Source organism: Acinetobacter sp. CIP 102637, assembly GCF_000368425.1.
Taxonomy (GTDB): domain Bacteria; phylum Pseudomonadota; class Gammaproteobacteria; order Pseudomonadales; family Moraxellaceae; genus Acinetobacter; species Acinetobacter parvus.
The window spans coordinates 1,224,515-1,246,526 of record NZ_KB849435.1; the positions used below are offsets into that span (position 1 = coordinate 1,224,515).

The 22,012-nt window shown below is 42.2% G+C and carries 18 protein-coding genes and 3 pseudogenes; 10 read left to right on the forward strand and 11 right to left on the reverse strand.

The window, feature by feature from the left end; genetic code table 11:
* Positions 1 to 57: 57 nt before the first annotated feature.
* Positions 58 to 1,338, forward strand: coding sequence for an aspartate kinase (locus tag F967_RS08910; protein ID WP_004799410.1), 1,281 nt, complete (start codon positions 58 to 60; stop codon positions 1,336 to 1,338).
* A gap of 237 nt (positions 1,339 to 1,575) precedes the next feature.
* Positions 1,576 to 1,839: a carbon storage regulator CsrA gene (csrA, locus tag F967_RS08915; RefSeq protein WP_004799412.1), complete on the forward strand. Its 264-nt coding sequence runs from the start codon at positions 1,576 to 1,578 to the stop codon at positions 1,837 to 1,839.
* Positions 1,840 to 1,921: 82 nt separating this feature from the next.
* On the opposite strand, the gene rnhB is transcribed toward csrA, so the two are convergent.
* Positions 1,922 to 2,494 (reverse strand): ribonuclease HII, encoded by a 573-nt coding sequence (rnhB, locus tag F967_RS08920; protein ID WP_314371618.1) that lies wholly within the window; start codon positions 2,492 to 2,494, stop codon positions 1,922 to 1,924.
* Between the two features lie 32 nt (positions 2,495 to 2,526).
* Complete coding sequence (locus F967_RS08925) at positions 2,527 to 2,910, reverse strand: hypothetical protein (protein WP_004799416.1); 384 nt, start codon at positions 2,908 to 2,910, stop codon at positions 2,527 to 2,529.
* Between the two features lie 262 nt (positions 2,911 to 3,172).
* Here F967_RS08925 and F967_RS14205 point away from each other — a divergent pair.
* Positions 3,173 to 3,259, forward strand: a pseudogene (locus F967_RS14205) (cytochrome b); the annotation flags it as partial.
* 42 nt (positions 3,260 to 3,301) lie between these two features.
* On the opposite strand, the gene F967_RS08930 reads toward F967_RS14205, so the two are convergent.
* The 3 genes from F967_RS08930 to F967_RS14535 form a co-directional block, all read right to left on the reverse strand.
* Positions 3,302 to 4,300, reverse strand: coding sequence for an adenosine deaminase (locus F967_RS08930; RefSeq protein WP_004799418.1), 999 nt, complete (start codon positions 4,298 to 4,300; stop codon positions 3,302 to 3,304).
* Between the two features lie 64 nt (positions 4,301 to 4,364).
* Positions 4,365 to 5,684 carry an NCS2 family permease gene (locus F967_RS08935; RefSeq protein ID WP_004799420.1) on the reverse strand — a complete coding sequence of 440 codons (1,320 nt, stop codon included), beginning with the start codon at positions 5,682 to 5,684 and terminating at the stop codon, positions 4,365 to 4,367.
* Between the two features lie 330 nt (positions 5,685 to 6,014).
* The gene (locus tag F967_RS14535) at positions 6,015 to 6,212 is read right to left on the reverse strand and encodes a hypothetical protein (protein WP_004799422.1); all 198 of its coding nucleotides are present in this window, start codon (positions 6,210 to 6,212) and stop codon (positions 6,015 to 6,017) included.
* 637 nt (positions 6,213 to 6,849) lie between these two features.
* On the opposite strand from F967_RS14535, the gene F967_RS08940 reads away from it, so the two are divergent.
* A complete protein-coding gene (locus F967_RS08940; RefSeq protein WP_004799424.1) occupies positions 6,850 to 8,940 on the forward strand; it encodes a TonB-dependent receptor plug domain-containing protein in 2,091 nt (696 codons plus the stop codon).
* Positions 8,941 to 9,006: 66 nt separating this feature from the next.
* Here F967_RS08940 and F967_RS08945 read toward each other — a convergent pair whose 3' ends face one another.
* The 5 genes and pseudogenes from F967_RS08945 to mnmG all read right to left on the reverse strand — a co-directional run bounded on the left by F967_RS08945 (position 9,007) and on the right by mnmG (position 14,334).
* Positions 9,007 to 10,476: a sulfite reductase subunit alpha gene (locus tag F967_RS08945; RefSeq protein WP_004799427.1), complete on the reverse strand. Its 1,470-nt coding sequence runs from the start codon at positions 10,474 to 10,476 to the stop codon at positions 9,007 to 9,009.
* A 9-nt stretch (positions 10,477 to 10,485) separates the two neighbouring features.
* Positions 10,486 to 11,076 (reverse strand): PepSY-associated TM helix domain-containing protein, encoded by a 591-nt coding sequence (locus tag F967_RS08950; RefSeq protein ID WP_004799429.1) that lies wholly within the window; start codon positions 11,074 to 11,076, stop codon positions 10,486 to 10,488.
* A 36-nt stretch (positions 11,077 to 11,112) separates the two neighbouring features.
* Positions 11,113 to 12,183, reverse strand: a pseudogene (locus F967_RS08955) (DUF2271 domain-containing protein); the annotation flags it as partial.
* 92 nt (positions 12,184 to 12,275) lie between these two features.
* A pseudogene (locus tag F967_RS14375) lies at positions 12,276 to 12,344 on the reverse strand (SMR family transporter); the annotation flags it as partial.
* A gap of 109 nt (positions 12,345 to 12,453) precedes the next feature.
* Positions 12,454 to 14,334, reverse strand: a complete 1,881-nt coding sequence (gene mnmG, locus F967_RS08960) for a tRNA uridine-5-carboxymethylaminomethyl(34) synthesis enzyme MnmG (protein ID WP_004799433.1) — start codon at positions 14,332 to 14,334, stop codon at positions 12,454 to 12,456.
* Between the two features lie 252 nt (positions 14,335 to 14,586).
* Here mnmG and F967_RS08970 point away from each other — a divergent pair, with 252 nt between their 5' ends.
* The gene (locus tag F967_RS08970) at positions 14,587 to 14,964 is read left to right on the forward strand and encodes a hypothetical protein (RefSeq protein ID WP_004799435.1); all 378 of its coding nucleotides are present in this window, start codon (positions 14,587 to 14,589) and stop codon (positions 14,962 to 14,964) included.
* Between the two features lie 86 nt (positions 14,965 to 15,050).
* Here F967_RS08970 and F967_RS14210 read toward each other — a convergent pair.
* Positions 15,051 to 16,141 (reverse strand): IS4-like element ISAba33 family transposase gene (locus F967_RS14210; protein ID WP_155756395.1). Its coding sequence is split into 2 segments (ribosomal slippage): positions 15,051 to 15,601 and positions 15,601 to 16,141, totalling 1,092 coding nucleotides; the frame shifts between segments, so codons are not numbered across the junction.
* A 205-nt stretch (positions 16,142 to 16,346) separates the two neighbouring features.
* Here F967_RS14210 and prmA point away from each other — a divergent pair.
* The 5 genes from prmA (at position 16,347) to purD (ending at position 21,809) form a co-directional block, all read left to right on the forward strand.
* Positions 16,347 to 17,252 carry a 50S ribosomal protein L11 methyltransferase gene (gene prmA, locus F967_RS08985; RefSeq protein WP_004799436.1) on the forward strand — a complete coding sequence of 302 codons (906 nt, stop codon included), beginning with the start codon at positions 16,347 to 16,349 and terminating at the stop codon, positions 17,250 to 17,252.
* Between the two features lie 14 nt (positions 17,253 to 17,266).
* Positions 17,267 to 18,133, forward strand: coding sequence for a DUF3426 domain-containing protein (locus F967_RS08990; protein ID WP_004799439.1), 867 nt, complete (start codon positions 17,267 to 17,269; stop codon positions 18,131 to 18,133).
* Between the two features lie 376 nt (positions 18,134 to 18,509).
* On the forward strand, positions 18,510 to 18,779 hold the full coding sequence (gene fis, locus F967_RS08995; RefSeq protein WP_001086304.1) for a DNA-binding transcriptional regulator Fis: 270 nt from the start codon (positions 18,510 to 18,512) through the stop codon (positions 18,777 to 18,779).
* A 78-nt stretch (positions 18,780 to 18,857) separates the two neighbouring features.
* Positions 18,858 to 20,432: a bifunctional phosphoribosylaminoimidazolecarboxamide formyltransferase/IMP cyclohydrolase gene (purH, locus tag F967_RS09000; RefSeq protein ID WP_004799441.1), complete on the forward strand. Its 1,575-nt coding sequence runs from the start codon at positions 18,858 to 18,860 to the stop codon at positions 20,430 to 20,432.
* A 90-nt stretch (positions 20,433 to 20,522) separates the two neighbouring features.
* A complete protein-coding gene (purD, locus tag F967_RS09005; protein ID WP_004799443.1) occupies positions 20,523 to 21,809 on the forward strand; it encodes a phosphoribosylamine--glycine ligase in 1,287 nt (428 codons plus the stop codon).
* Positions 21,810 to 22,012: the final 203 nt, after the last annotated feature.

A 22,012-nucleotide genomic window follows, 5' to 3' on the forward strand; every position in this document is an offset into this window, starting at 1 on the left:
ACTTTTTGTGTAACTGACCCTGATGCCTCTCAGGGTCATGGCTTATATGGAACAACTATGGCATTAATCGTTCAAAAATATGGCGGCACCTCTATGGGTACTCCTGAGCGCATTTTAAATGTTGCTCGTCGTGTCAAGCGCTGGCATGATCACGGTCACAAGGTGGTTGTGGTTGTGTCTGCAATGAGTGGTGAAACCAACCGCTTACTTGCGCTTGCTAAAGCCATTACTAGCACCCCTAACCCACGTGAACTTGATCAAATGGTGTCTACGGGTGAACAGGTTACGATTTCCATGTTAGCGATGGCGCTGAACTCGATTGGTGTGGAAGCTAAATCCTATACAGGTCGTCAGGTCGGTATCAAGACTGACAGCGCATTTACCAAAGCCCGTATTGAATCCATTGATACTGAGGTTATGTCTGCTGACCTTGATGCGGGCCGTGTTCTGGTTGTTGCAGGCTTTCAGGGTTTTGATGCCGATGGCAATATCACAACCTTAGGTCGTGGTGGTTCTGATACCTCTGGCGTTGCACTTGCTGCGGCATTAAAGGCAGATGAATGCCAGATCTACACTGATGTAGATGGTGTATATACCACCGACCCACGTGTTGCACCCAAAGCTAAAAAAGTGGATCGTATTTCATTTGAAGAAATGCTGGAAATGGCATCCTTGGGTTCAAAGGTCTTACAAATTCGCTCTGTTGAATTCGCAGGTAAATATCAGGTTCCATTACGCGTATTATCAAGTTTTGATAATGATGATGATGGCGCATTTGATGAAGAATTTAAACAAAACGTAGGCACACTTATTACTACTGAGGCAGAAGACGACATGGAACAACCAATTATCTCAGGTATCGCATTTAACCGTGACGAAGCAAAATTAACAATTTTGGGTGTTCCTGACGTTCCAGGTGTTGCATCCAAAATTTTGTCGCCAATCGGTGCCGCAAACATTGAAGTGGATATGATTATCCAGAATGTGGAAGAAGATGGCACCACTGATTTTACTTTCACAGTGAACCGTGGCGAGCTTGCGAAAGCGAAAAAGATTCTGGAAGAAACTGCTACAGCCATTGGCGCACGTGAAGTTGCAACACGCGACGATATCGTTAAAGTGTCCATTGTGGGTGTAGGCATGCGCTCGCATGCAGGTGTGGCAAGCAAAATGTTTACTGCACTGGCTGAAGAAGGTATCAACATCCTGATGATATCCACTTCTGAAATCAAGATTTCAGTGATTATTGAAGAAAACTATTTAGAGCTTGCGGTACGTTGTTTACATACTGCTTTTGGTTTAGACCGTGAACATGGCGAAAGTAGTGTACGTGCTTAATTAATAGCAGAATAAACATATTTACTTTCAAGTAAATAGTAAAAAAATAAGAGCCACTATAGTTTTTACTACAGTGGCTCTGTTATATTAACCTATGAGATTTTTCAGAGCATCTCAACAGAACTTACGAAAAAAATATTGTTTTTACTTATTTCTGTTTAGATTTTTCTGTATATTAAGGCTGTGCTTTCAAACAATTCCCTGTTGCAAGTTTAAGCGTTTAGCAAGGAGATAAACATGCTGATTCTGACCCGTCGTGTCGGAGAAACATTAATGATTGGGGATCAAGTCAGTGTGACTGTGCTTGGCGTAAAAGGCAATCAGGTACGTATTGGTGTAAATGCTCCTAAAGAGGTTTCTGTGCATCGTGAGGAAATTTACCAACGTATACAACATGAACGTGCCATGCATGAGCATTTACAACATCTTGATCAAGATTATCAAGTTTCCTATGAAGAAGATAATAACGATTTTCCTCGACATAATAACTTTAATCGTTAATTTCCAGAATTCTTCTCCAATCATTAAAGCGACTTATAATAAGTCGCTTTAATGATATAGGGGGATGCGTATTTTATACCTATTATAAACCCAGTGCTTTTTTTACGGGTGCATAACTACGTCGATGCTCATAAATAACGCCATGTGCAGCAATTGCATCAAAATGAGCCTTGGTTGGATAGCCTTTATGTTTGGCAAACCCAAAATCAGGGTAGATTAAATCCAGAGCCTGCATTTGTCGGTCACGTGTCACTTTCGCTAAAATACTGGCGGCACTGATTTCAGCATGACTAGCATCTCCCCCAACAATAGCCTCACATGCAATGCTAATGCCCTTTGGAATTTGATTACCATCCACAATGACTTTTTCTGGCTGAACGTTCAAGCTTTCGACCGCACGGCGCATGGCAAGAAATGTTGCCTGTAAGATATTCAACTCATCAATTTCAGCATGTGTTGCCTCAGCAATTGACCAGGCCAGCGCTTTTTCCTGAATCTCGATAAAGAGTTTTTCACGCTTCTTTTCAGTCAGTTTCTTGGAATCATTCAGGCCCACAATGGGATTGTCTGGATCTAAAATGACCGCGGCTGCCACAACAGAACCAACCAATGGTCCTCTTCCAGCTTCATCTACACCTGCTATTCTCATCTTCATCTCACAAAAGGCTGATCTCTCAGCCTAGTCTCTTATTGCACTCGTTTCAGTGTTTCAGCAACACAGGCGTTCACGGTTTGTGAAACCACCTGATTGACAATTTTTGCGCGTGCAGATGGATCAATGGCAGCAGTTGCAAGCTCAACAGCAGTTACACTATTCGGTGCCTTGTCACTGACACAGCCACAGACATTGGTTTGGATATTGTCACGCTGGTCCGCAATCATATAACGTGTTGCGGTTTTCCATGCAGGCAATGTATTGATCTCATTCAGGCATTTCGCATTTACGGCGATTTTAAGCGCGGCCATACCCAACTGCTGTGAAGTTGTGGTTACTGGACTGGCTCCATTTGGGGCAACACATCCAGATAGCGCTAAAACAAGGGGAGCAGCAATCAATAATAACTTTTTCACGATTCTTACCTGTATCTTAATTTTGTCAGGCGTATTGTGCCTAAATGGCTTATTTTATGAAATAACACATCGCCATCTTTACATCATATAACAATGACAGATTCGGGTTTGATTAAGACTGTTGCACACATAAAACGCTCCATTACAACGATGCTGTATGAGACAGAAAAAGCCCTATTTAAAATCAGTTCATTTCAAACAGCCAGGATGTTGCAATGTCAAACTCAGCACAGTGTTATACCCGCACAGCACAAGTGTTGCAATTGCTGAACACATTCTGGCAGCCATTAAACATCATGTGACTGATAAGGATAATGTTTTGCTGAGTATGTTGAGACAGCCGAAATAAAATAACAACCATAAAAAAACCGCTTCACGCGGTTTTTTAAACTTAAATCTTTTTAATCTCTGCAATCCATTTCTGCTTTTCCTGATCAGAAATAAATGAAGCCTCAAAAGAGTTGATTGCAAGCTGCTTTAACTCTTCATTGCTCAAGTCTAAAGCTTGCTGAATCGCAATAAAATTATCATTCATATAACCACCAAAATAAGATGGATCATCTGAATTGACCGTGACATGCACACCTTGCTGCAACAAACGGCGAATATTATGCTCTTTCATGTCATTCACCATACACAGCTTTAAGTTGCTGAGTGGGCAAACCGTTAACGGCATTTTCTCTGCAATCAGGCGGGCCATGAGTTGCTTATCTTCCTCTGAACGCACACCATGATCAATACGGTTCACTTTCAATAAATCCAGCGCTTCCCAGACATATTCTGGTGGCCCTTCTTCACCTGCATGGGCCACAATCAGGAACCCTGCCTCACGGGCTTTGGCAAAGACACGTTCAAACTTCGCAGGAGGATGCCCTACTTCACTCGAATCTAAACCAATTGCAATAATGTCATTTTTAAATGGCAATGCCTGCTCAAGCGTTTCAAACGCTTTTTCTTCACTTAAATGACGCAAGAAGCACATGATCAGTTGAGAACTAATCCCCAGCTTTTGCTGTGCATCCTGACAGGCACCTTTTAAGCCCGCAATCACCGTGGCAAATTCCACCCCACGCTCAGTATGTGTTTGAGGATCGAAGAACATTTCAGTATGTACCACTTTATCTTCAGCACATTTCTCAAAGTACGCCCACGCAAGGTCATAAAAATCTTGCTCATGTACCAGTACATTGGCACCTGCGTAGTAGATATCCAAGAAAGACTGAAGATTATGGAAGTTATAGGCCTGCTTCACTTCTTCAACAGATTGATATGGAATCTGAATCTGGTTGCGTTGTGCGATGGCAAACATCAACTCTGGTTCAAATGTCCCTTCAATATGCACATGCAATTCAGCTTTTGGTAAAGCCTGTATCAGTTCAATTGCATTCATCATTTTTCTCCAAAGAAAAAAGGATGTCGCCAGCCATAACGACATCCTTTTATTGATTGCTATGTTAACCGCCAAAGGCAATAAACTTAAATACCCACAGTGCAGCAATAATCCAAACCATGTAAGGAACTGTTTTTGCTTTGCCTGTAAATAATTTTACTAATGCATAACTAATAAAGCCCATTGCAATACCATCCGCAATTGAATACGTAAATGGCATAAATACAATCGTTAAAAATGCAGGAACCGCTTCGGTAATATCTTCCCAGTCAATATGGGTGATGCCCTGAATCATCAACACGCCAATGAACAGCAATGCGGGTGCCGTCGCAAAGCCAGGTACTGACTGCGCCAAAGGTGCCAAAAATAAACAACCAATGAACAACAAGGCAACCACAACTGCGGTTAAACCTGTACGCCCACCTGCCGCAACTCCAGAAGCAGATTCAATATAAGGTGTGGTGGATGATGTACCCAAGGCCGCACCCGCAACAATTGCGGTTGAGTCTGCGAACAAGGCCTTTTTCAAACGTGGTAATTTGCCATCCTGCAACAAACCAGCACGATGTGACACGCCAACCAATGTTCCCGTACTGTCAAACAGGTCAACAATAAAGAAGACAAAAATCACGCCCACCATACTTGCAGTGAACAGGCCCTCAAAATCCATTTGCATAAATGTCGGTGCAATGGATGGAACCTGTCCAACAACACCCTTGAACTCGTTTAGGCCCAAGGCTGTCGCAATTCCAGTAATCACCAGAATACTGATGATGATGGCACCACGCACCTTAAACTGATGCAAAACCACAATCATCAGGAAGCCAAACAGCGCAAGCAATACCGTTGTCTGCTTGATGTCACCCAAGCCAACCAGAGTCGCAGGGTTATCCACAATAATTCCTGCATTTTTAAGCGCAATCAAGGCAAGGAATAAACCGATACCGCCCCCGATGGCAAACTTTAGTGACATTGGAATGGCATTGACAATCGCTTCACGGATTTTAAAGAAGCTAATCGCTAAAAACACAATTCCCGAAACAAAGACCGCCGCAAGTGCGGTTTGCCACGGCACTCCCATTCCCAAGCAGACAGAATAGGTAAAATAGGCATTCAGGCCCATCCCAGGTGCAAGTGCAATTGGATAATTCGCAACAAGCCCCATAACCAAACAGCCGATTGCGGCAGCCAGACAGGTCGCAACAAACACGGCACCATGATCCATACCCGTTTCAGACAAGATAAGTGGGTTTACAATAATGATGTAACACATGGTCAAAAATGTGGTTACACCTGCTAGAACTTCGGTTCTAAAGCTGGTTTTATTTTCGCTCAGTTTAAATAAGCGTTCCAACAAACCAGCCGAAGCATGAGGCGTTGTCATAACATGGCACCTGTAAAATCCAAGATCGTAGAATGGAAATCTATACGCTTGTGTTCAAACATTTTTTCAATGGACAGAAAACGGCATATCATGCGATACAGCAATCTATATGCCAGTTTCATAGGTGTTACACGAACAATCCATATAAAATTCGATTCCGCTATCAGAACGTAAAAAGCCGCATAACAAGATGCAGCTTTTTATTTAATGGTAAATATTTTAGCAGATTCCATACAAAACTGGCGCATGGCCAGATAAAAAAGCACATGGATTCCTGAGTTCAAAAAACATCAGGCACCTCACCTGCCGCATCATCATAGAACTCTATTCTTAGTTATGGTGTTTTGAGGAGGAAATATGGGTGGAATTTACATAATTAGTGTTATGCTGGATTGTATTCAAGCTATGTTCAGCATCATTCACAATTTTAGTAATTTCCTGGCGTTTCTTGTTTTTGGAATCCACATAGGAAGCATATCCTAAAATAAGGACTGAACAGACCATAACCAGTGTAAGTAATATCTTCATTGTTATTATCTCTATTGTATGGTTTTGTTTAATACCAATAAAAAGGAACAAAATGATAAATTTTTAACATTTAATAATGACAAAATAAAAACAAGTCACAATTATATGATCATTTAAATATTAATTTTGTACATTTTCCACCCACTTAGATACTAGAATATTCCATTTTTTAAATCAATGACTTTTTATATTATTCAATAAGGATAGATATAAAATATTTTTAAAAATTTACCAAAATTTTTATTTTTAAACACTTTATCAGGGCTTTAATTGATACAAAAAAGCATCTTTGTACAGGCGAAGATGCTGAACTTTTATTGGCAGAACCTACAGTTTTTTTAGAATTGATAGTTTAATCGAACCAGGAAACTACGTGGTGTCCGAGGCATGGACTCAGAACGCCAATATTGTCTGTTGCCGAGGTGGTTTAAAACGGCTAGAAGCACCCTTTATTCTTTTATGCCCTGTTACAACATCTACAGAGTTAAAGCCCTCTATGTGTCAGATGGCTCACTCTATTGTGCTTCCTCGTTAAATGAATAAAAAAATAATCTCAAATTCAAGCTATTACAGCACAGATATTCGATTTTTCTACACAATTTTACATTAGTCTATATTCAAAATAATTTGATCATCAATGTTTGGGGTAATTTTAATGAAGCATCCATTCCGCTATGGAAAGCTGACCGTACTCAGCTCGGCTTTACTCAGCCTAACTTCTTCAGTTTTAGCAAATGATGTTGAATCCACCACAGCGCCAGCCCCATCTCCTGCCGAACAGACAGCACAGGTGCTCCCTACACTGTCATTCAAGGCATCGGCGGAACCACAAAAACCAAAAGATGATGATATCAGTGCAGTACCTAAAACCATCATCACCCGTGATGAAATGCTCCAGTATGGCGACCAGACGGTTATGGATGCCTTGCGTCGTGCTGCTGGTTTCCAGTTACCAGGTGGCCCAGGCCCACGTGGCGGAAATGGTGCTTCTGGCATGCGTTTCCGTGGTGGTGGCGCACCGACATTCCTGATCAATGGTGAAGCTGTGCAAGGTGGTCCACGTGGTGGCATGTCCATTGTTGACACCATTACCGCCGACATGATCGAACGGATTGAGGTGGTCAAGCAGCCAAGTGTCGCTCAGGCATCTGTCGCATCTTCCGCAGTCATCAATATTATTTTAAAGGAACCGCTGGATACCCGTTTAAATGGTTCAGTGAAACTTGGCTATGGTTTACGCGATAGTGGCAAGCAGGAAGCCGAACGCAAACAGGTCAGCGTACAAGCCGATGGTCGTGACAATCAGTGGATCTACAGTCTGTCTGCCAACCAGATGTGGAATGACACCACCTCCATTACCAAGACGGAAACAGCCACAGGCACACGTGAGCAACTACGCACCACCAACCGTACCAGCCAAATGTTCTCCCCTCGTCTGCAATATGAACTGGATGACCAGCAAAAACTCATTGCTGAACTGTTTTATCGGAATAATAAAAGCACAGGGGTACGTGGCGACCAGATTCAGGATGATAAAAATGACAGTATGCGCCTGAATACACGTTATGAACGTAAGGATAAAGACCTCAGTGACAAGGTTCGCTTAACAGTTGAACATCAGACTGAAACGCAATTGACCCGCTCTCCACTCAACAGCATTTATACTGATGAAACCGTGGACGAATATGGTTTGGCCTATGATGGTGTGCGTAAGTTTGACCAAACCCGTCAGATTAAGTTTGGGGTCAGTGCCAACAACAGTCAGTTGGACAGCAATGTCAGCCAAACTCTGGATGAACAACGCTATGCCCTCTACAGTGAGGGAAGCTGGCGCTTTACTGAACGCCAGACTGTCACGTTGGGTGCGCGTCAGGAATGGTTGGACCGTTCAGGTCTGGTGGATTATCAAGACCATCATTTAAGTCCTGTACTTGCCTATCGTTTTGACCTCACCAACCAATGGTCAATTCAAACCAATTTAAGTCAGGCGTTCCGCAGTCCAAATACTGATCGACTGATTCCAAACGTAACGGTTTCAACAGACAGCGATGCGGGTTCACTCAATAATCCTGACCGTGGGGGTAATCCAAACCTAAAACCTGAAAAGATCAAGGCATTTGAGTCAACCCTGGCATTTGATTCTGCCAGTGGTGGCGTGAACTTAACCGCCTATCACCGTGAAATCAAGGACTATATTGAACGGGTGATTGCGCTTGAGGGTAGCCGTTATGTTGAACGCCCACAAAACCAGAATGAAGCCACCACCTACGGTGTGGAATTCTCTGGTCGTTATGCACTGAAACAGACTGAAGCTGGACATGCCTTTATGCTCAATGGGCAAGTCTCAACCGTACGTGCAACCATTGAAGATGCCCAGCACAATGACCGTTTGGTCAGTGATGTTGCACCTTATACCGCGAGTTCAGGCATTTCATACAGCTACAAACCTTGGCAGCTTTCCACCAGCATCAATGTCAATTACACGCCTGAATTTACCCGTGCTCTGGATGGCCAGCCTTATAACCGTACCACCAACCAGCGTTTCAATGTTGACATTGCAGCAACCAAACGCTTTCCCAAAAACTGGTCAGCAAGCCTAAACCTGAACAACATTTTAAGCACTGACTATAAAGAGCGTTTAACCAACCAGTCTGATGGCAGCCTTTATCAGGCCCGTAACAACCAAGCCATTCCAAATTTCCAGTTTACACTTGAAAAGAAATTTTAATCTGTCCCTTATACAAAAAGCCAGTAAGTTCACTTACTGGCTTTTTTTCTCGATCATTTTTTCTATTTAATAAACATCCCGTTGATAACGCAGCTCATGCTTCAACTGTTCCACCAGCTCATCACCTAAAATTTCTTTTAGAACCTGATCTACGCCACCAGCCATACCATTCAAGCTACCGCAAACATAAACTGCCGCACCTTGTTCGATCCATTGTTTTAAACGCGTAGACTGCTGTTTTAGAATATCCTGCACATAGATTTTTTCAGCTTGATCACGTGAGAACGCATAGTCAACATGCTGTAAAAAGCCATGCTGTTGCCAATACTGAATTTCCGCATGATATAAATGGTCAAACTGCCGCTGTCTTTCCCCAAAGATCAGCCAGTTTTGCCCATAGCCCCATCGTTCCCGTTGCTTTAAATGCGCAACCAGACCCGCAATCCCCGTCCCATTGCCAATCAGGATTAAAGGTTGTGGATGATGCTGTAAATGGAAACCTGGATTATTGCGTATATAAGCCTGAATAGGCTGGTTGTGCTGCAAACCTGCCGTCAACCAGCCAGAACCCAGTCCAGGACCTGTTTCCGTCTGTTGTTGTCTCACCACTAGCTCAATCAAGCCATTTTCAGGCAAGCTGGCAATTGAATACTCACGCTTGGGCAATCGATCAAAATGTTCTAGCCATGCGGCAAATGAATGATGTTCACGATTTGGCAATTGTCTTAAATTCAGTATTTTTAATGCATCTATATCATTAAAATCATCCTGCTGATGCGCAACCAGAAACTGTTGAATCTCAGTGATATTGTTTTCACACTGAATTTCCAAAATATCGCCTGATGACCAAACCAGTTCCTGCTCAGCAACCAACTGAATCTTATAAATTGGTTCGCCAGCACTACCCACATTTAGACACTGACGATGGGCAAACTTGAGTTCAATAGTTTGCCATTCATTGTCCAGTGCTGTCAGACTCATTGCCGTCAACTGTTCCAGAGCTGTTAGCCATTTTTCCAGATCACGGCTATTGAGCTGATCTACCAGAACTGTGGAAAATAAAGGCTGGGCTTTTTGCTGTAAAAGCCATTGTTCAATGCTTTGCCCAAACTGGCAGAAGTTTGTATAGCGTTTATCACCTAACGCAAGGATTGCGAAAGACAAATGTGATAAATCTACAGGCTGTGACAATATTTTATGCACAAAATGCTGGGCATCATCAGGTGCATCACCCTCACCATAGGTACTAACCACCCACAAAATCCGTTGATACTGGATCAAGTCAGTGGCTGTCAGTTTTTGAATGTTCTTGAGCGTGACCTGCTGATGAATAAACTGTAATTGCTCAGTGGTATGCTTTGCCCAGGATTCAGCATGACCTGACTGGCTGGCATAAACCACTAAATAGGTATGATCATCCTGAACCTCTGACTTATTGCCATTACGTTGCTGCCATAACAGCCATACGATGATAAAAATATGCAGACTCAATAATATTGCGAGTATCACAATAATTATCATGACAGCTTGAGTCATTGTTTCACCTTAGATGGCAGACCAAATGAGCAGAATGATTGCGAATAAACTGCATGCGGTTAACAGTAAATGTGTGACCAAACGCGTTTTAATGGTCAGGAAAAGGATATAACCTGCCAACGATAACAGGATGATGATGATGGCACTGACATCAATCAACCAGCTCCAGACTGTACCTACATTTTTGCCACGGTGCAGGTCATTGAGTAGGGATACTGTGGTTGCAGGTTTTTGGGTGATCTCAACCTCACCTGTATCGAGCAACGCCCACACATCGGTTGAGCCTGCTGGACTTTCCAGACGAATCATTACCTCACCATCCAGTACCTCACTACTCTTATAGCGACCAACCAGCGAATGTTTTTCACGTACATAATCAAGGATAGTTTGACTGGGGTTTTCCTGCTGTTGAACGGTCTCAACAAAACTTTCAGGCAAGCCAAGCTTGACTGTCTGTTCCTGATTAGAGGCACTAAACCACTCAGGATGGTTCAGTAACAACCCTGTGGCGGAAAAGAAAAGCAGGACAATAAAGGCAAAGGCAGAAAGCCAGCCATGCACATAACGTGCATGGCGGTAAAAATCACGGCGTTGATACAAGAGACAAGCCTCTCATGGATTCAGGAAGGAATTAAATTAAGCACCACGTTGGAACTTTAATTCAACAATACCAATTTCTGCCTGCGCAGGAAGCGTTTGGGTGGCGGTTTTTGGTGCAACATCCAACTCAATGGTTTGATAAGAGTGGTCACCATGCTCACGTGAGGTTTCGATATGAATCAGGTATTTACCTGCATTCACTGCCTTGCCCTCTTCATCCTTGCCATCCCAGGCCAATTTATATTGACCAGGTTGACGTGATGGCTTCGCCACCGCATCCAGGTTCGGCATTTGACGGCCATAACGGCGCCACCAAACATAGTTGGAGTTGATCCATTTTTCATCCTTACCCCAAACCGAAATGGTACGGACCAGTTTTTTATTGGCATCTGTCACCCATACCGATACATACGGCGCACGATAGTTGTCTACCGCAATTTTTGGAATATTGACTTCAATCTGTGCCTGATAGCCTTTTGGCCATGCGGTTGCCGCTCCACCTGCCGCAACATGGCGCATGATGGCTGGCTGATTGGCATCTAACAGTGTTGACCAGCCCGAACTTTGATACTGTATACCATCCGTGCTGACCAGTTGCGCCTCATATCCCACCAGTTGTTCAATCAACTGAATTCCCTCATGTGCAGGCATTGCAGTTAAAGCGGTTGCCAAGGCATCGGCATCAGCAGCGCATTGCCCCACAACCACACACTGTTCCACTGTTTGCACAGGCTGACCTGTCTGCGGGTTAAGTAGATGAGATTGTCCCGCAAGATCACGATAACCCTGACCACTAAATGCCACAGCCTGATCCTTAACATTGAGAACCTGTGCTGGTGCGGCATTATCAAAACGTTCATTTGGATTCTGGATACCAATTTTCCAGCCTGCCTGTTGTGGAGATTGTCCCCAAACACGCATATCACCACCAATATCAATCAGGATACCCTGCAAATGTGGAACAGCCTGCTGCGCCGCAACCAAGGCACGGTCAATCACATAGCCTTTTGCATAGGCATCTGGAGCCACCTTAATGGCTGGAGCCAGCGTAATTTGTTTGGTCTGTGGATTTAACTCAATACTTTGTGTTTTTAGCTGTTGTAGTATAGTCAAATCATTATAAAACTAATACAACTCAGTCGATGAATTATTTCGAGTTTTTTTCGAATCCTGTATGAATAATAAAGTAGTTTGACTATACTTTTTAAAGCTGAGGTTGCAATCACTTCCGCTATAATTGCAACACATAAAAATATCCAGTTTTTCATCTAAATACACCTAAGCCGCCTACTAAAGCTTTAAATAAGCCAATAAAAAAACACCCTTTTGATTAAAGAGTGTTTTTAATATTGATCTTATATCGCTTATAGTCAGGAATTATGCTGACTTTTTCGCCATATTGTTTTTACGGATTGTAATCATCACCAACTGAACCGCGGCAGGTGTTACGCCAGGAATACGACTGGCCTGTGCCAAAGTCTCTGGACGTACGGTTTTCAACTTCTGTGTGATTTCACGTGACAGACCTGAAACAACGTCATAGTCAAAGTCAGCAGGAATTCGGGTTTCCTCAAGGCGCTTCATCTGTGCAACATCATCATGCTGACGGTTAATATAACCCTCATACTTCACCGCAATCTCGATCTGTTCACCCACCTGCTCGGATACTTCCGAACCCGTCAATTCAGCAATTTGACTGAAATTGATATTTGGACGTTTCAACAAATCAATCGCACTACATTCTTTACTAAGATCAGCACCCGTCATTTCAACGAATTTTTTACCCATTGGATTATTTGGTGCAGCCCATAGATGCTGCAAACGGGAAGTTTCACGCTCAACCGCTTCCATTTTCTCGCGATAGGCAGCCCAACGCTCATCATCAACCAAGCCAAGCTCACGGCCAATAGACGTTAAACGTTGATCGGCATTATCCTCACGCAACATCAAACGATATTCAGCACGAGAGGTAAACATACGGTACGGTTCTTTAGTTCCCAACGTAATCAGGTCATCCACCAACACGCCCATATAGGCTTGGTCACGTTTCGGTGTCCACTCTTCCTGTTCCCACGCACGGCGTGCAGCATTCAGACCAGCAAGCAGACCTTGTGCGCCTGCTTCCTCATATCCTGTTGTACCATTAATCTGACCAGCAAAATACAGGTTTTGAATGGCTTTAGTTTCAAGCGTGAACTTCAATGCCTGTGGATTGAAGTAGTCATATTCAATCGCATAGCCAGGACGCAAAATGTGCGCATTTTCCATACCACGAATTGAACGAACCAAGTTGAACTGAACATCAAACGGCAATGAAGTCGAAATACCATTTGGATAAAGCTCATGGGTATCCAAACCTTCAGGTTCCAGAAATACCTGATGTGAGTCTTTATCAGCAAAACGGTGAATTTTATCTTCAATTGATGGACAATAACGCGGGCCAACACCCTCAATCACACCTGTATACATCGGTGAACGGTCTAGACCACCACGAATAATATCATGAGTTTTTTCACTGGTATGCGTGATATAGCAATTCACCTGTTCAGGGTGCATCGACACATCACCCATAAATGACATCACTGGCGATGGGAAATCACCTGGTTGAGGTGTCATGACCGAAAAATCAACGCTACGAGCATCAATACGGGGCGGTGTCCCTGTTTTTAGGCGACCCACTGGAAGTTTAAGTTCACGTAGGCGATGTGCCAAAGCAATCGATGGAGGATCGCCCGCACGGCCACCACTTGAGTTTTGCAAACCAATATGGATCACGCCACCAAGGAAAGTTCCTGTTGTAAGCACTACCGTTTTGGTATCAAAACGGATACCCATCTGTGTCACGACACCTTTTACGCTATCTCCCTCAACAATCAGGTCATCCGCCGCTTGCTGGAAAATATCAAGGTTTGCCTGATTTTCCAGCGTATGACGAATTGCAGCCTTATAACGGACACGGTCAGCCTGTGCACGTGTTGCACGTACAGCCGCACCCTTGCGCGAATTCAGAATACGGAACTGAATACCACCTTTATCCGCCGCAAGCGCCATTGCGCCACCCAGCGCATCAATCTCACGAACAAGATGTGATTTACCAATACCACCAATCGCTGGATTACAGCTCATCTGCCCCAAAGTTTCAATATTATGCGTCAACAATAAGGTTTGTCGTCCCATACGCGCCGCAGCCAGTGCCGCTTCCGTACCAGCGTGACCGCCACCAATCACGATAACGTCGTAAACTTTAGGATAGTGCATAGTGGTAAATGTGTATTCAAAAAATGACAGAGTATTATACAGGATTTTTCATATTAAGTTGACAAAAACTGTCGATATTCTTGCCGCCCACAAGAATCTGATATCGCTGTTGAATACACAAAAAGAAACGTTATGTTGCATTTTCATCGCACTTTTAACACATCGCCCCATAATTATTAACTTGATCACCACTGTTTTATTTGATGAATTTCTTATTCTAAAACATGCATAACAAATACTCAGGACAATGATATGAACACGAAGCTTATACTTTCATCACTGATTTGTGGTCTGTGTTTTACCGTTGCAGCCCAGGCAAATGCCAAAACCACTCAGGACCCACAAACACAGAAGTATCAACAGGTATGTAAAGGTAAAAAACAGGGCGATGCCGTTTCATTTGCCTATAAAGGTGTTGTTTTCAACGGTGTTTGTGAAAATAATGATGCGGGCAAGCTAGCTTTCCAGCCACCTGCTCCGCCAGCAGGCACAATGCCTGAAACCCAGAACCGCATGTCGCAAACCCAGTCTGAGCCACGTCCTGTCAGTGCCCTTATGCCTGTGGATGTTCCTCCAATGCAACCAGCGCCGCCTGTTTCAGATTCAGATGTTGAACAGACCACCCCTTAATTTAAAGCACTAGACTAAAGGATACCCATTTCAGGTATCCTTTAATGAGCTAAAAATATAAAAAACACCTCTGTACACGACAAATTTCATAGGATCCTTGTCCTATCAGGCTTTTTCTTTCTTAAAATTGCTAGCACTTTCTTAAATTCTTCTTTTTTTCCAAAACCAATCAAACGTAGAATAGCCATTTGAACATAGTCCAAACCGTAGCGAAATAAACTTACTGAAAGTCGTCCATGCTTCTTTATTTTTATCGCTTTTTTTCGATCATGTTGCCATTCACCTGTTAAATAGCACCAACAGAAACCGATAGCTAGCACTGCTATCAATTTCTTGACTCGTCCAGGGTCTGTTAAACGAGTATTTTCAAGATTGAATCCACGTCCTTTGAGACAACTAAATAAGGTTTCGATTTCCCAGCGTAATGCATAATCACGAATAGCAGAAGCATTAAACATAGGAGAAACAACAAGTAAAAGTTCTCCATCTTCTAATCGTAGCGCACTAATATACAGTTTTACTCGACCAACCCAAATACGTCGTTTACGACATTCAGTTTGACCAACTTGAAGATGACGAAATAAATCACTAATTTTATGATTCCTGGCTAAGTGATTGGTCACAATAAAGTTTTTTTAACACGTATACAGAAGTTAATGTCATTTTCAATTAACCATGTAAACCATTTCTCACCGATAAATTCTCTGTCTGCGAACACATTCACAATACGGTCTTTACCAAAAATAGAGATAAAGCGTTGAATCAAAGCAATACGCTCTTTTGTATCTGAATTTCCACGTTTATTGAGCAATGTCCAAACAATAGGTATCGCTATTCCACGATAGACGATGGCTAACATCAAGATATTGATATCTCGTTTTCCCCATTTCCAATTGGTTCTATCTAAAGTCAGTTGCACTTTGTCGAATGAAAATATATTGAAAATTAACTGAGAAATTTGACGATAATCAAAATACTGATCTGCAAAGAAGCGTTGTATACGTCGATAAAATGATTGTGGTAAGCACTTGATGGGTAAGGCTTTAGATGCAGAAGAAAGATTACATGTCTGTTTTACAATTAATGCAATCATAATCAGTGTAAAACATTTTACATGTGACTTGTTCCACTTTAGATATTTGTTTAAGATGAGATGTAACTCATTGAAATGTGTCATCATATTCGTCGTCAGAAAACAAGTATTATGCCATTATTTCAATGAGTTATCTTTTTTTGTCGTGTACAAAGAAAAAACACAATAAAACAAATAGAATTGGTCACAACATATTTCACCTTAAAATTGTAATCTGTTTATTTTATAATCCGTTTAACGGTTTTGAATCCATTACAATAACTTCAAATACATTAATTTAGGTTTTCCTGTGAACTGGCTACAAATTCATATTACTGTTGATCAACATCAAGTTGAACTTACCGAAACCCTGTTACTCTCTCTGGGAGCGGTCAGCGTAACGCTAGATGACGCAGAAGATCAGGCATTGCTTGAGCCTTTACCAGGAGAAACCCCTCTCTGGAATAAAGTCATTGTAACGGGTATTTATCAACAGGAAGAAGATGATCCAATTGATGTTGATACCTTGGAGGCTTTTCTCAGGGCCCAACTTCCAGATGTGCCAATGCGCCATGAATATCTAGAAAATCAGGTCTGGGAACGTGCCTGGATGGATTACTACGAACCAATTCAGATTGGTGAGAAATACTGGATTGTGCCTGAATGGCTGGAACCACCTGAAGCGGATGCCACTAACATTAAGCTGGACCCAGGTTTAGCGTTTGGTACAGGCAACCACGCCAGTACCTTTTTATGCTTACAGTGGTTGGGCAAAACCGATGTAAAAGATAAAGTTGTAATCGACTATGGCTGTGGCTCAGGCATTTTAGGGGTTGCTGCATTGCTACTGGGTGCAAAAAAGGTTTATGCAACCGATATTGATCCTCAGGCGGTGTTAGCCACCAAACAAAATGCAGAACTCAATGGTGTGCTGGAACGTCTTTATGTGGGCTTGCCAGAAGAGTTCGATCAGGAATTTAAACCACAACAGGCGGATGTATTGGTTGCGAATATTCTGGCTGCACCGCTCATGGCACTGGCACCTGAATTCTCAACTTTATTGAAAAATGAGGGTGAGTTCGCACTCGCTGGTGTAATCGAAGAGCAAGTTGCTGATGTTTCTAGTGTTTACTCTGAGTTTTTTGATATATTAGAGATTGAAAAGCGTGAAGAGAACTGGTGCCGCATTTCTGGAAAACGTAAAACAACAATTTGAGAATATTGTTACTCATGAGTGAAAAACAAACCCGCTGCCCTAAGTGTTCAACCGCGTACAAAGTGACCCTTTCACAACTCAGTGTTGCACAGGGTATGGTTTGTTGTCCAAAATGCGTGATTAACTTTAACGCACTGACGAATTTGCTGGAATCACAGACAAGTGAAATTGTACCAATACCGAGTAACCGCTCACTATTTTCGTCGATTCAGCCAGACAGTTCATTTGCAGAAAAGCAAATGCAGATTTTAAGTATTTTTGACCAGAAAATTGAAAACTCCAATATTGATCTGCTCACCTATCTTAATAACCTAAATTATTTCAATACAGAGCCAGTGAGCGCCTTGCCTAATTTGAATTTGTCTGAAGATGTTTTACTTAATAATCATGATGATCACAGTACCAAACAACATGGGTGGCTTTATTACACACTCTGGGGAATTGGCAATATCGCGCTGATTCTGGTGTTTGCGTTCCAGATTTTATGGTTCAACCCAAAATTGATGCACGATAGCCCTGCCTTAAACCAGATGTTTAACTATGCCTGCGGCATGCTGACCTGCAAAACCCAAAATGACCAATATAAATATCTCAGTTTTGAAAAGGTTAAGCTCAAACAAACCAGTAAAAATGAAACGCGGTTTTCAGGCGTGCTGATCAATCGTCATGAAAACAGCATATTGCTCCCTTCCATCAAGGTGGTTCTGAAAGACCAGGGAGAAGTGACAACAGACATTACACTCAAGCCACAAGATTATCTGGTTGACAGTTTAAAAACCATTCAACGCATCCCATCAAATAGCCCTTTTAAGTTTGAATTTAGCATTCCAAAAAGTAAAAATAGCTTCGATGACTATAGTTTAGAAATTGTACAGCCCTAAACGCATAAAAAAATGACAAAAAAATAAAAAAAAGTGCAGTTAATTTGCTCACTTTTTCGCTGACAGTGGTATGATACGCGCCACGAATGCTTTGACCTACATACTCCTCGTTATTTATAGACAATAAAATCGTTAAACAAACTGTGCTTTTATCTGCTAAGCGCACTGTTGGTTTTTTTGTTTTTAAAAATAGGCTGTAACAAATATTTAACCATTGTTGCGCTTATTTTTTACACAACTCGAGGATTTGTGGCAAGCTAATAGTCCCTTTGTTTTAGAGTCACTGTTTTAGGATCTAAAACAGGACTCAGTAATTTAGACCACATTTACCTATCACTTTATCCAAGTGATATTTTGATTTTTCGGATTAACACGCATGAATAGCAAATCTCCTATTTTTACGGCTCAATCTGATGTCGCTCTTCGCATCCATGTAGATCGCGCAGTTCGTCATTATTTTGCACAGTTGCAAGGTGAGCAACCATCTCAAGTATATGACATGGTTTTAGCAGAAATGGAGAAACCTCTTTTATCTGTAGTCTTAGAATACACTCGTGGCAATCAAACGCGCGCTGCTGAGATTTTAGGCCTTAACCGCGGAACTTTACGTAAAAAGTTAAAAGCTCACGGTTTAATGAGTGAATAATTGATAAAATGCTCACGTTCTCGTGGGCATTTTTTTGCCTTTTTTTAATCTGTAGACTTCAAACTGTTGACTAGAATCATGACTATCAAACGTGCTTTAATCTCTGTTTCCGACAAAACTGGAATCGTTGAATTTGCTCAAAACCTTGCTGGATTAGGGGTAGAAATCTTATCTACGGGCGGTACTTATAAGTTGCTTAAAGACAACAATATCGCTGTAGTAGAAGTTTCTGAACATACAGGTTTTCCTGAAATGATGGATGGTCGTGTTAAGACACTACATCCAAAAATTCATGGTGGTATCTTGGCGCGTCGCGGTCTAGACGAAGCTGTTATGCAAGAACACAATATCGATGCAATTGATCTTGTCGTAGTAAACCTTTATCCATTTGCAGCTACAGTTGCTAAACCAAACTGCTCACTCGCTGATGCGATTGAGAACATCGACATTGGTGGTCCAACAATGGTGCGTGCCGCAGCGAAGAACCATGCTTCTGTGGGTATTATTGTAAATGCTTCTGACTATGATGCTGTAATTGCAGAGTTAAAGACAAATGGAGCTCTTTCTTACGAGACTCGTTTCGACTTAGCGGTAAAAGCGTTTGAGCACACAGCACAATATGATGGCATGATCGCATCTTATTTAGGAGCACGTGTTGGCAAAGCTGAGGGTGAAGCAGATTTATTCCCTCGCACCTTCAACACCCAACTCAATAAAGCTCAAGATTTGCGTTATGGTGAGAACCCTCATCAAAATGCAGCATTCTATGTTGAAGCAAATGCTAAAGAAGCATCAGTTTCAACTGCGAAACAATTACAAGGCAAAGAATTGTCTTATAACAATATTGCAGATACAGATGCGGCACTTGAGTGTGTTAAATCATTTGCAAAACCTGCTTGTGTCATCGTTAAACATGCAAACCCATGTGGCGTTGCAGTTTCATTAGATGGTATCCATGCGGCTTATGATCTTGCTTATGCAACTGATCCTGAATCTGCGTTTGGTGGCATCATTGCATTCAACCGTGAGCTTGATGTTGCAACGGCTCAGGCAATTGTAGATCGCCAATTCGTTGAAGTGATTATTGCACCAAGCATTGCTAACGGTGTACTTGAAGTTACTGGTGCGAAAAAGAATGTTCGTGTCATGGTGTGTGGTGAACTTCCAGCCATTGATGCACGTACCGCTCAACTTGACTATAAACGCGTGAATGGTGGTTTACTGGTGCAAGATCAAGACTTGGGCATGATCACCAAAGATGACCTTAAGGTTGTGACTAAACGCGCGCCAACTGAACAGGAAATTGATGATCTCATCTTTGCATGGAAAGTAGCGAAATACGTGAAATCGAATGCGATTATTTATGCTAAAAACCGTCAAACCATTGGTGTGGGTGCAGGTCAGATGAGCCGCGTAAATTCTGCTCGTATTGCTGCAATCAAAGCTGAACATGCTGGCTTAGTGGTTGAGGGTGCGGTCATGGCATCTGATGCATTCTTCCCATTCCGTGATGGTATTGATAATGCGGCTAAAGCTGGCATTAAATGTATTATCCAGCCAGGTGGTTCAATGCGTGACGAAGAAACTATCGCCGCTGCTGACGAGGCAGGTATTGCAATGGTGTTTACGGGTATGCGTCACTTCCGTCATTAATATATCCCTGAAGTCCCTCTTGCTCAAAGAGGGACTTTTTTATTCTGAACAGGTATATTCTTAAATACTGAAAAAGGGAATAACTTTAAAATGAATATTTTAGTTTTGGGTAGCGGTGGCCGTGAACATGCACTTGCATGGAAAATCGCACAAGATGCAAAAGTAACTCAGGTTTTTGTTGCGCCAGGTAATGCAGGCACAGCAACCGAAGATAAGTGTCAAAACGTTGATATCGATATTTTAAATAATCCTGCCATTATCGAATTTGCAAAGGCAAATGATGTGGCATTGGTGATTGTTGGTCCTGAAGCACCTTTAGTAAATGGCGTGGTTGATGCAGCACGTGAAGCAGGTTTAAAAATCTGGGGACCGACTCAGTACGCTGCACAACTTGAAGGTTCTAAAGCATTCGCTAAACATTTCTTAAAACGTCATAACATCCCAACCGCATTTTATGACGTCTTTACCGAAGTTGATGCTGCAAAAGCTTATATTAAACAGCATGGCGCGCCAATCGTGATCAAAGCGGATGGCCTGGCTGCGGGTAAAGGCGTGATCGTTGCCATGAGCAACGAAGAAGCTTTTGCTGCGATAGACGATATGCTTGCAGGCAACAAGTTTGGTGATGCTGGTTCACGTGTTGTCATTGAACAATTCCTTGATGGTGAAGAAGCTAGCTTCATTTGCATGATTGATGGCAACAACATCTTACCTATGGCAACTTCACAAGACCATAAACGTATTTTTGAAGGTGACCAAGGGCCAAATACTGGTGGTATGGGTGCTTACTCTCCTGCTCCAGTTGTTACACCAGAAGTATTTGAACGTGTAATGAATGAAGTCATGCGCCCTACCGTTGATGGTATGGCAGCTGATGGTCATGTTTACACAGGTTTCTTATATGCTGGCTTAATGATTGATGAACAAGGTCAACCACGCGTTATTGAATTCAACTGTCGTTTCGGTGATCCAGAAACACAACCGATTATGATGCGTTTAAAATCATCTTTAGTAGATTTGGTTGAAGCAGGTATTGCGGGCAATCTTCCAAAAGAAGCTGAGTGGGATGAACGTAAATCCATCGGTATTGTACTTGCAGCTGAAGGATACCCTGATACAGTCCGTAAAGGCGATGTGATTTCTGGTATCGGACAATCTCCTGAAGATACTAAGATCTTCCATGCAGGTACGACAACGACAGAAGATGGCCATATCATCACAGCTGGCGGTCGCGTTCTTTGTGTAACAGCATTAGGTGATACAGTACTTGAAGCCCAGATCAATGCTTTAGAAGTGTGTGGTCAAGTGACATTTACAGGTATGCAATACCGTAGCGATATTGGTTACCGTGCCATTGCGCGTGAAAAGGCAGAATAAGCCAATCTAATTGATAAAAAAGCTTTCCTTGGAAAGCTTTTTTATTCTTTAATAGGCAATAAATCAAACTTCTATATTCATTACTTAAATATAAAATTCAGAAAAACATATATTTATTTTCCCGTAAATCACTCAACCCCACATTTAAAAAAATTTATAAAACTATCATCAGTTTATATTTACTTTAAACACAACTTCCCTCA